Raw genomic sequence first — 10,128 nt, 5'->3', positions numbered from 1 at the left:
GCCCCTTTGAACAACTCAACGGTTTCCGCTATCACGACAACTGGGTGCGCAACCTGCTGATTGCCTCTTCGTTAAATGGCAGAAGGCCGTTGCCCAGGAAAGCCGACACAAAATAAGTTGGAACTAGGATTGAGTTAATCCGTTTCCCGAACCATTACTCGTAGAGCCAGCCCTTAGCGGCGGGTTCCCAGCTGACCAATTCGCTGTCGCCAAACCACAGGGCAATCTCGGCCTGGGCAGTTTCGGGTGCGTCGGAGCCGTGGATAATGTTGCGGCCAACGGTGACGCCCAGGTCGCCGCGAATAGTGCCGGGTTCGGCCTCTAAGGGCTTAGTAGCGCCGATAATTTTGCGGGCTGAGGCAATCACGCCCTCGCCTTCCCACACCATGGCCACGACCGGGCCAGAGGTGATGAAATCAACCAGCCCGGCGAAGAAGGGGCGCTCGCGGTGCACGTCATAGTGCTTTTCGGCCAGTTCGCGAGAGACGGCCATGAACTTCATGCCTACCAGGGTAAAGCCCTTGGTTTCAAACCGACCAATGATGTTGCTGACCAGACCGCGCTGCACGCCGTCGGGCTTGATCATCAAAAAAGTGCGTTCCATAAATACCTGTTCCTAATGCGTGGTGAAAGGGTTGGTTGCGAAAGAGTCTGTGGTTGAAAGACCTTTTCTATGCTGGGAAACGGCGGCCACTTTGTAAAGGATTTGGTCAAAGATTTATGGTTTAAGCCCTAGTCGTTAAGGTCTGGCCAGTAGCGATCGCGCTCTGCATCATAGCGCCAGCCGCAGCCGTCGGGGTCGCGATCGCGGCTCCACTGCCAGAAATGGGGCTGCGTGTGGTGGTTGACCACATCGACAGCCACACAGCCCAGCCGCTGAGCCAGGTCGGCGGCGGTCAGCGATAGGGTGAGAGGCGTTACCGCCTTAGCCGCCGCTGTACTTGGCGATCGAAAGGTGTAGAGCACGTCCCCGGTGGGGGTAGGCTCAAAGTCGCCCCAAAACTCCTCGGCGCGCTGGTCAAGAAACTGGCGGGCCTCGCGACCGGTAATCTGGGCCGCGATCGCAAAATCAAGTACGCTCAGGCGGCCCTGGTGGGCAGCAATTTGGGCATAGAAAAGCTGGTGTAGCGACTTTTCTCGGGCTTTGCGCCGCCGCCAGTACCAGAGGGCACCGCCCACTAGCCCACCCAGCAGCAGCCAGGGCAGCAAGAGCTGAATCAGCAGCACCGTGACCAGAGCCGCCCCGGCCATGATGAGGGCCAGCAGCAAACTATATTCAAGCCCAGCGCCGGGGCTGTGGAAAGGCCGCAGGGGCATATAGTCCTCAAGGGTTTGGGAGCAGGGATCTAAGCGCAGAAAGCTCAGAGGCTTGAAAACAAAAATTCGCCGTGCCAGGGGGTTAGGGCTTGAGAAACAGAGCAGGAATTTACAGAATAGTTTGGCATCTGGCACTAGCGATCGGGGTCGCCTGGGGTCAGCTAAAATGCTGTCACGCACTGCTACGTTAAGCTCGCCCACTAATTTTGCCCGACCGGGCCGGGGCCGCACCCTGTAGCGTTTTCCCTATGCTGCCATAGCCGCCCCCATGCTGACCTTTGCTACCCCTACCGACGAAACTCTAGCTGCCCAGCTCATGCAGCCCTGCCTCATTCGCGTGGTCGACAATATTCGCAAGCATACGGAAACCCTCAACTGGCGCAGCGACTACCTGGAGCAGGTGCGCTGGCCTGGGGAGACCACCGCCGCCCAGCGACAGCAGGTCCGCGATCTGGCCGCTCAGCTAGAGGGAGCATCCCCAGCCGCAGAAGAGAGTATTCGCCAGCAGCTCGGCCAGCTACCCACCCCCATCCCCAGCTATGAGCTGCGGCTCACCCAGAGCATTGATACTGCCCCAGCCGAGGAGCACCGAACCGCTACCCTCGACGTGTGGGAGCTGTGTTTTGCGGTGTGCTTTAGCGACTATCGACCCGACCATCCCGTCACCGTTGACCCGGTCCTGCTCGACCCCGATGGTGAGATCAACTGGCTTACCCTCGACCAAAAGGCAAAGGCTCTGGTCGAGCAAGCTATTGACCAGGCCATTGATCAGGCTGGGGGAACGGCATAGGTGGGCAATACGGCACAATGGAAGAAAATATCCCAGCTGCTTAGATCCACCGCAATGCTCGACCTGCACAGCCACACAACCTTTTCAGACGGCACCCTGACTCCAGCGGAGCTGGTGGCGGCAGCGATCGCCGCTGGGGTCAAAGCGCTGGCCATTACCGACCACGACACTCTGGCCGGGTGGGATGAGGCCCTTGACGCATCAAAAGAGGCATCAGGCCGCGAGCTGGAGGTGGTGCCGGGAGTAGAGCTAAGTACGGTAGAAAACGGGCGATCGCTGCATATTCTGGGCTTCTACCCCAACCGCGACCTGCTGGAGCCACCCCTAAGAGAACGAATCGAAGGTCGTCGTCGCCGCGCCCAGCAGATGGCCGAAAAACTAGCCGCGCTGGGCTACCCCATTGAGCTGCCCGCCATGCCGGGCAGTATGGCCCCGGGCCGCCCCCACCTGGCGACAGCGCTGGTCAAAGCTGGCCACGCCGCCACCAAGCGAGAAGCCTTTGACCGCTGGCTGGGCGACCACGGCCCCGCCTACGTACAGTACGAAAAATTTTCGGCCGCCGAGGGCATCCAGCTGCTGCGAGACTGCGGGGCGGTGCCGGTGTGGGCGCACCCCTGTCTATTCAAGGGGTCAACCGTAGATGCCCTCATGCCTCAGCTCGTAGAGGCAGGGCTGATGGGCGTTGAGGTGTACCATCCTCACCACAGCCCTAGCGATGTGCGGCGGCTAGAGGACTACTGTCGCCACTACGGCCTGCTGATGACCGGCGGCAGCGACTACCACGGCCCCCCAGAGCCAAAACCTTTATCCAAACCGTCAAGCCAAGGCGGTTCTAATGCCAAGCTGCCGTCCAAAAAACAAACCCATACCCCCATCGGGCTCAACCACCTGCATCTTCCCCTAGCGCTACTAGAGCCGCTTAAGCAGGCCGCGACAGGTTTGGCAACCGACCCGGCAGACCATGAATGACCTGACCTTTGACACCCTGAGTCGGGTTCTGGGAGGGATTTTAACCCTCGACCCTGAAGCATTTTTAGCCCTGCGCCAGTTTCCAGCCGACACCGTCGACGCCCTGGCGTTGGCAGTGGTGTTTGTGGCGGGGCTGTCTCAGGCGGTGGCTCAGAGCATTATTTTGTTTGTTAACCGGGTAAAACCCCTGCGGTTTGCGCTGAGTCTGGTACTGGCAGCGCTGCTGTTTGTGGCAGGCTATCTCTTTTGGGCGCTGAGCATTTGGCTGGCCAGCCGCTGGTTTTTAGATCAGTCCATTCCGTGGCAGGCGGTGACCGACAGCCTGGCCTTTAGCTACCTACCGCTGATCTTTAGCTTCTTTGGCGCGATGCCCTACCTGGGCGTGCCAGTCCTGCGGCTGCTGCTGGTGTGGAATTTGCTAGCGGTGGTGGTGGGCTTTGCGGTGCTGGCCAATCTCACCGCCACACAGGCGGTAAGCCACGTGGCGCTGGGCTGGGTTGTGCTACTGGTGCTGCAGCAGACCGTAGGGCAGCCGATTGTAAACCTGGGTCGCTGGCTCACCAATCGCACCGCCGGAGTGAAGCTGGTCGTCAACCGCGACCGGCTCAAGACCTTAATTGCGGCTCATTCCTTAGGAACAGAGCGGCCAGAGTCCAGAAATGAAGATCGGCCTGCTGGGGCGATCGCGCCCCCGCCCATACCCATGACCCCTGGGGCGATCGCGGCGAAACCACTGTCACCCAAAGCCCTGACACCCAGAGCCCTAGAGGAGCTATCTCAGCGGCGATCGCGGCGGCTCAACCTGCTGTGGATCTACCTGGGGCTGGCCCTGCTGGCTCTGCTGGTGGCCCTCAGCCTAGAACCCCTGCGGGCGGTGATGACGACCTGGCAGGGGCAGAGCCGAACGGCCCGCTGGCTGGCTGATTTGATCTGGATTGGCGCGATCGCTCTGGTCGTAGCCGCTATGCTGGCCCCCCTAGAAGCCCTGGGCTGGTGGGCCGGCTGGTACGGCGATGGGGTCGATAGGCTCAACCCTCAGCCAGTGGATGAAGCCGGTGATAACCACGCCTACCCACGGCGATTCATTGTCTACCTCGACGGCATTAACCAGTCCACCGCCGACTATCAGCCCACCGTGGCCCGCTATCTCGACGAGCTAGGCCAAACCCTGCCTACCGACATTGCCTTGGTCAAAGGGCTAATTCCCTACTCGGTGCTGAATCGATCGCTGACCCAAGACCGACCCCTGGCCTTCTTTTGGCGCGGTATCGAGTCATTGACCAAGCGCCTCGGCCCCTGGGTGGGCATGGTGATCAACCTGCGCAACATTCTAATTGTGGCGGTGTCTGCCGACCAGCGCTTTGGCCCCATCTATAACCAGGGGGTCGCCCAACGGGTCTACGAAAGCCTGGTGCAGGTCGGTTACCCTGCCGCAGGCGGCATTCCCCTAACGTTAATTGGCTACAGCGGCGGCGGGCAGATCGCCCTGGGCATTTTGCCCTTTCTAAAACAGGCGTTAGGGGCACCGATTGAGATCGTTTCTCTGGCGGGGGTGATCAGCGGCAACGGTCGCGCCACCGAGGCCGAGCAGCTCTACCACCTGGTGGGCACCAAAGACCGGGTTGAGCGCCTGGGGCCGATTATGTTCCCCCGCCGCTGGAAAATCGCGCCGCTCTCCTACTGGAACCGGGCCAAGCGTAAGGGCAAAATCACCTTCATTAGCCTGGGGCCAGTCAGCCATCAAACGCCGGGGGGCGTACTCGACGACCAGGCGATTTTGCCCGATGGCCGCAGTCACCTCCAGCAAACTCTAGACCTCACCCTCAATATTTTGGTGGGCGACCTGCGCCAGCACCTGGACATTCAAAAAATTCAGGTGGTTAGGCTGGGTAACTACTACCACTTTCAGAGCGCTGCCTTTAACCACCCCAGCTACTACCCGGTGCAGCAAACTCTGCCGACCCCCTGGTACCGCCCCGTGGGCGACTGGGTGGGGCGGCTGGTGCTGCCCGAGCCCGAGCAACGCCCCCATCTTGACGACGTGTGGCTAGAACTGCTGCACACGCCGCCCGCCTATCGCACCTGGCTGGGCCAGCGGGTACCCCTGGGCTGGCGGGGCGAATCAGACCTCAAAAAGCGATTCCAGGCCGTTACCCGCGATATTCATTTCAGCGCCGAAGCCGAAGATTCTCACCGCCAGGGGCTAATTTTGCCCACTCGCCTCAACCACTGGCGACTGGTCACTCCGCTCGAATCGCTAGCCGGGGCTCACCCCATTGATGACATCATCGTAAAACTGCCAAAGCCCGTAGTGGTAGACAAGGGCTTGCTCCCCCATTCCCCCACCGCCTCACCTACTCACCCACCCACTCACTCACTCACCCTCACCATTGCCCACGAGCCGATCCAAATCTCCGGCCCCTACACCGCTCTGGTGCAGTTTTTAGGCCCAGCCGATGATGCCCTGGAGCGCTACCGGGTAGTCCACTACAACCCGGCCACTCGGGCTTTTGATGGACTGAGCGAAACAGTGCGGCTGCCTGCGGTGGTGTCTGACGACAATGGGGTAGCCCCCTTTACCAACGCCGGGCTAGAGCGATCGCCCCAAAACAGCACCGGCTGGTATATCTATGGTGCTCAGACCCACGATGGCGACTTTGTAGTGAAAGCCCTGCGGCCTCGGCGTCTGTTTCAGCTCCAGCCCGATCGCTTGATTACTAGCGCCCGCCAGGGTAGACAGCACCTGCGCCGCGAGTCGTGGAGCGACCTGGAGCAAAAAAAAGGCACTACCGAGTCGGTACTTATTGCCCCCAAAGCCGCCACTGAACTAGCCGCTATGGCCCAATGGCAAGAGGGCGATCAGGCGCTGCTGGTGCATGTCTACGGCGGTATTGGCGGCCAGAAACGCGAGCCCGCCGCCCAAGGCCCCATCTACTTTGGCCACTTTGCCTACGGTATTGCCACCGTGGTGCGCGAACCCCTGGCCGACGAACTGCAATTCGATATCCATTATCACCAGGTCTATACTCACAACCGGCGCGGGCTGGTAGCGGGCACTTTGGATTGGTCGCTGTATATGGGCGATCGCCAGTGGGGCTTTATGGGCACCCGGCCCGTATCGGATATTTTGATCAAGCTGCCCGCCTATACCCAGCCCTTCGACTTCAGTGGCAGCCTCTGGTCGGCCCTCGATGAGCTGCGCCTGGAGCTAGAGCTGATGACAGCCCGCTACCGCACGGGCGATGGCACAGGCGTCACCTACGTTGGCCCCGCCAACAACTGCGCCCAAGACTCTAATCAGGCCATGTACGCTAGCGCCATTCACATAGAAGCCGCCGTCATGGCCCACCGAACCACTCTCAAAGCCTGGGAAGCCCAAAACCCCGACCAGGCCAAGCAGTTTCAGCAGCTCCTCAACCTGCGCCGCAACCTTCAGAAAAAGCTGCTCCCCTTTGGCAGCGCCCGAGCGGACTGGGCCGACGAGCAAGAATCTCTGGGCAGTAACTTGTCAGACTTTCCGCTGAAGACTCTGGGGCGGGGTCTGTTGAGCTGGCGCACCATGCTGCCTCGTAAAGCCAGTGACACCATGACTCAGCTTTGTCTCAGCCACGGAGCCGCCCTCTGGGTACTGCGCACGAACCAGATTGGCGGCCATGATCCCGATATTGCGCCCCTGGCCCCGTTCACGCTGTAGGCGATCGTGGAACTGAGTACGTAGTCTGGCTAGTGTTGCAGCGTCAGGTTTATTTCAGAGGTCAGCTTTAAGCCATGTCAGGGGGGATAGGATTACTCTGCTGAGCCTGCTGAAGCTGGGCTTGAATTAGGGCCTGCATATCCTGGCGGCGAATTTCTACGCCCTGGCCGATTTGGCCAGGGGTTTCAAAAAAGATCAGGCTATCGATGGGCTGCATGGCCAGGAGCTGAAACAGGATGTGCACGACAGGCACCGGCAGGGCCATCACCTGAGGGTCTTTGATGGTCGCCTGGCCGGTAGCGGCATCTTGCAGGGTGGGGTAGGCGTAGACAATATTTTTTTGGCTGTTGGGCTGGTTGCGGTTGCTGAGGGTAGTCATCATCCAGCCCTGCTCTAGGGTTTGCAGCACGTAGTACTGCTCGTGCTTGAGCTGGCCTGCGATCGCCGTCAGAGTCGGTGCAATGGTGGTAATAGCGTTGGCTGTGACCCCATCGTTGGGGGCGCTTTGCTGGAGGGAGGCAATTTGGGCGTCAAGATCCATAAGCGGGTACCGAGTGTTTTTTGTGGGCCAGCCTGGGGCTGAACCTTGGTCATGGGCCTGTAGGGCTGGGGGCAATAGCCTGCCGTTACGTCCGAATCTAGCCTCACTTTAGCGCAGGGGGGTGTGTGGCCCCGCATCCATAAAATTACGGACAGATGCTAGACTGCTGAGTAGCTTGCAACCCTAGGCCGCTAATCTACCAGGCCTGAACTTTTTCAGCGTAGTTGAGTCTGTATGTTTGGGCTAGTCAAAGGCGATCGCCCATTCCAGGGTTGCAGCGGGCGCATCCACCATGTCAGTAAATACCTGAATATCGCTTCACGGATTTGTGTAGCTTTTTGAGGATAGCCAGATTGAGTCAGGGTATCTGTGCAGTGAGTGTGGATTCGCTTAGTCAGCTTTTCTACCAAGATTTAAAGACTGGTACCGGTGCTTCAGAAGCCGGGTGCCGGGTCATGGCCGAGCGCCTGGCCGAGGAGGTGCATCGCATATGCAATGAAAGCGATCGCATTCAGGCTTCGGGCGATGTCGAGGCCTGGGCCAGATCGTTGGGCAAGCACCGGCTTGACCAGTGTATTAAGTACTACAGCCTGGGGTCTCGGCAGGGCAGAGTGGAGCTGCACAGCACCCTCAGCGCCATTGTCTACCGCTACATTACGCCGCCCCAGGTGCAGACCAGCTACCAGGCCCGTCTGGCGCTGATCGAAGATTTCTTGCAGGGCTTTTATGTCGAGGCGCTAAACGCCTTTCGGCGCGAAAACCAGCTCGGCGATCGCTACCAGCCTCGCACGCTGCTAGAGCTAGCCGAGTTCATGGCCTTTTCCGAGCGCTACGGCAAGCGGCGCATTCCGCTGCCCGGTCGGCGCAGTCAGCAGCTGATCATTCTGCGGGCTCAGACCTTCTCTAAGCAGCAGCCCCCCGAAGTGGCGATCGATATCGAGCAGGCCACCGACTACGGCGGCGAGGGCGACGATGTGCGCCCAGCGGCCTCGCACCAGCGGGTGCGCGAAGAAATGATTGCCCAGGCTGACGACCTGCCTGAAAACTCTTTGCGGGGGCGGGTGGTCGAAGAGCTACTGGCCTACCTCAAAGAACGCAACCAGGACGAGTGCGCCGACTACTTTACCCTGCGGCTGCTCGACCTGCCCACCCAGGAAATTGAGTCGCTGCTCAATCTCACGCCGCGCCAGCGCGACTACCTACAGCAGCGGTTCAAGTACCACCTGCTGCGCTTTGCCCTCTCCCACCACTGGGAACTGGTGCACGAGTGGCTAGAGGCGGGCCTAGAGACCAACCTAGGGCTAACGGCCCAGCAGTGGCAGCAGCTGCAAGACGCTCTGAACACCAAGCAGAGCAAGCTGCTGAATCTCAAACAGCAGGGCATAGCCGATGGCGAAGCCGCTAAAATTTTGGGCATGACTACCACCCAGTTTCAAAAGCAGTGGACTAAGCTGCTAGAGCAAGCCTGGGAGATTCGTAACGTTTAATTATCCATCAAACATCCATCCGGACAGACTACAGCAGGCCATGAATAGAGATTCAGATATCCTCGAAGACCTCTTGCTAAAGCTTTTGCTAGAGCCACTTTCGGCGGATGACTCACCATCAGGAACTCGTTTTTCTCCCGCTGTTAACGCTGAGTCGGCTGAGCCAGAGATCTTGCCTGCTCCCACGGTCTACCCTGGTTACGAATCTACCCCAGCGCCAGCGGCTTCAACTGACAACGCGAGCAACGCCACGTATAACCCTGTCTTTGACTCTGGAGACCTATCCACTGTGCAACCTCATTTTGAAGCCCTTTTGAAGCGCCGCCTGCGGCAAGAAATTGCCCACCGTCCGCCGCTATTTCCCTGGGAGAAGGGACTACAGGACTATCCCGACGCCCTACAGTCCGGTACCGCCTCCATTTGGTTAGACCATCTCAAGAATCTTTCGGTTCCCACTGGGGTGCCAGAAGATGTACTGGCTAACCTGCTAAACCAGTGCCAGCAGGTGGCCGACGACATGCGCCAGACCGGTCGGCGGCTGGTGGCTGCCGTCGAGGGGCTGTTTCCTGACCAGCCCCAAACTCTGGAATATATTGCGGGTCTAGTGGCTCGGCCAGCTTACCGGTCGGCCCAAACCGATACCCTGGCCCAGGTCGACTATGCCACGGCCTCTCCCCAACAGCAGGTGGCGCTGGCTATGCTAGCTGCCCAGGGCATTTTTGAAGCCCTATCGCTGACGGTATCTAAGGACAATCCGAGCCAACAGCAGTCCTGGTTGACCACCTCGGGTCTGCTGACCGTGCAGGCTACCTACAACCAGCCCCAGATAGAGGTAAAAGCTGTACTGCCAGAAGGCGGCAGTCTGGTGCTGACCGGCTTGGGTGAGACCGCCGGGTCGGAGCGCTCTACCCCCGGCGAGCTGGTGCTGCGCCTAGTGACTCAGCCCGGCGCAGTGCTGCGGCTAGATATCAGCCTGGCTCAGTCTCAAGGGGTACCGCTGAGCTTTCAGGTAATGGTTGGCGACTAGCTGAGTGCCTCTGGGCAGGGGCTGGCCCAGCGGTTAGCATGGAGTCGGCCCTACCTCGGTTATGTCTATGGTCGCTTCGCGCTGGCTGGCCTCTTCTCCTTTAGCCAGGCCCATTCCTCCTGAGGAAATTGAAGACTCCCGGCTGCTGCGGGGGCTGGTACAAGGGCTGGTCACGCTGGGCATTTGCTCGGTGGTGGTGGCGGCGGCGGGGGTCACAGCTGCGTCGTGGTGGAACCTGCTAGCCATTCCCCTCAGTGCGGTGGGGGCTGCCTTTAGCTGGCAACGTCGTCGCGATCGCAATAT

At 59.8% G+C, this 10,128-nt stretch carries 8 protein-coding genes and 1 pseudogene; 6 read left to right on the top strand and 3 right to left on the bottom strand.

The genetic code is table 11. The features are described from left to right. Positions 1-154: 154 nt before the first annotated feature. Positions 155-604 carry a nucleoside-diphosphate kinase gene (gene ndk, locus IQ273_RS25040; RefSeq protein WP_194025866.1) on the bottom strand — a complete coding sequence of 150 codons (450 nt, stop codon included), beginning with the start codon at positions 602-604 and terminating at the stop codon, positions 155-157. 128 nt (positions 605-732) lie between these two features. Continuing rightward, positions 733-1,317, bottom strand: coding sequence for a hypothetical protein (locus IQ273_RS25035; RefSeq protein WP_194025865.1), 585 nt, complete (start codon positions 1,315-1,317; stop codon positions 733-735). 268 nt (positions 1,318-1,585) lie between these two features. Here IQ273_RS25035 and IQ273_RS25030 point away from each other — a divergent pair, with 268 nt between their 5' ends. The 3 genes from IQ273_RS25030 to IQ273_RS25020 are packed head-to-tail and all read left to right on the top strand — an operon-like array spanning position 1,586 to position 6,770. Beyond that, positions 1,586-2,107, top strand: a complete 522-nt coding sequence (locus IQ273_RS25030) for a hypothetical protein (RefSeq protein ID WP_194025864.1) — start codon at positions 1,586-1,588, stop codon at positions 2,105-2,107. A 54-nt stretch (positions 2,108-2,161) separates the two neighbouring features. Continuing rightward, complete coding sequence (locus tag IQ273_RS25025) at positions 2,162-3,076, top strand: PHP domain-containing protein (RefSeq protein ID WP_194025863.1); 915 nt, start codon at positions 2,162-2,164, stop codon at positions 3,074-3,076. Beyond that, positions 3,069-6,770, top strand: a complete 3,702-nt coding sequence (locus tag IQ273_RS25020) for a CAAX protease (protein ID WP_194025862.1) — start codon at positions 3,069-3,071, stop codon at positions 6,768-6,770. Before IQ273_RS25025 ends, IQ273_RS25020 begins: the two co-directional genes overlap by 8 nt. A 67-nt stretch (positions 6,771-6,837) precedes the next feature. On the opposite strand, the gene IQ273_RS25015 is transcribed toward IQ273_RS25020, so the two are convergent. Further along, positions 6,838-7,311: a hypothetical protein gene (locus IQ273_RS25015; protein ID WP_194025861.1), complete on the bottom strand. Its 474-nt coding sequence runs from the start codon at positions 7,309-7,311 to the stop codon at positions 6,838-6,840. 380 nt (positions 7,312-7,691) lie between these two features. On the opposite strand from IQ273_RS25015, the gene hetZ reads away from it, so the two are divergent. From hetZ to IQ273_RS25000, 3 genes and pseudogenes are all read left to right on the top strand, one after another. Continuing rightward, complete coding sequence (gene hetZ / locus IQ273_RS25010) at positions 7,692-8,798, top strand: heterocyst differentiation protein HetZ (RefSeq protein ID WP_397198634.1); 1,107 nt, start codon at positions 7,692-7,694, stop codon at positions 8,796-8,798. A gap of 40 nt (positions 8,799-8,838) precedes the next feature. Continuing rightward, positions 8,839-9,825 (top strand): hypothetical protein, encoded by a 987-nt coding sequence (locus IQ273_RS25005; protein ID WP_194025859.1) that lies wholly within the window; start codon positions 8,839-8,841, stop codon positions 9,823-9,825. Between the two features lie 67 nt (positions 9,826-9,892). After that, positions 9,893-10,128: pseudogene (locus IQ273_RS25000) on the top strand (transglutaminase); the annotation flags it as partial.

The sequence above is a fragment of the Nodosilinea sp. LEGE 07298 genome (assembly GCF_015207265.1).
Taxonomy (GTDB): Bacteria; Cyanobacteriota; Cyanobacteriia; order Phormidesmidales; family Phormidesmidaceae; genus Nodosilinea.
This window is presented reverse-complemented; position numbering and strand designations above follow the sequence as displayed.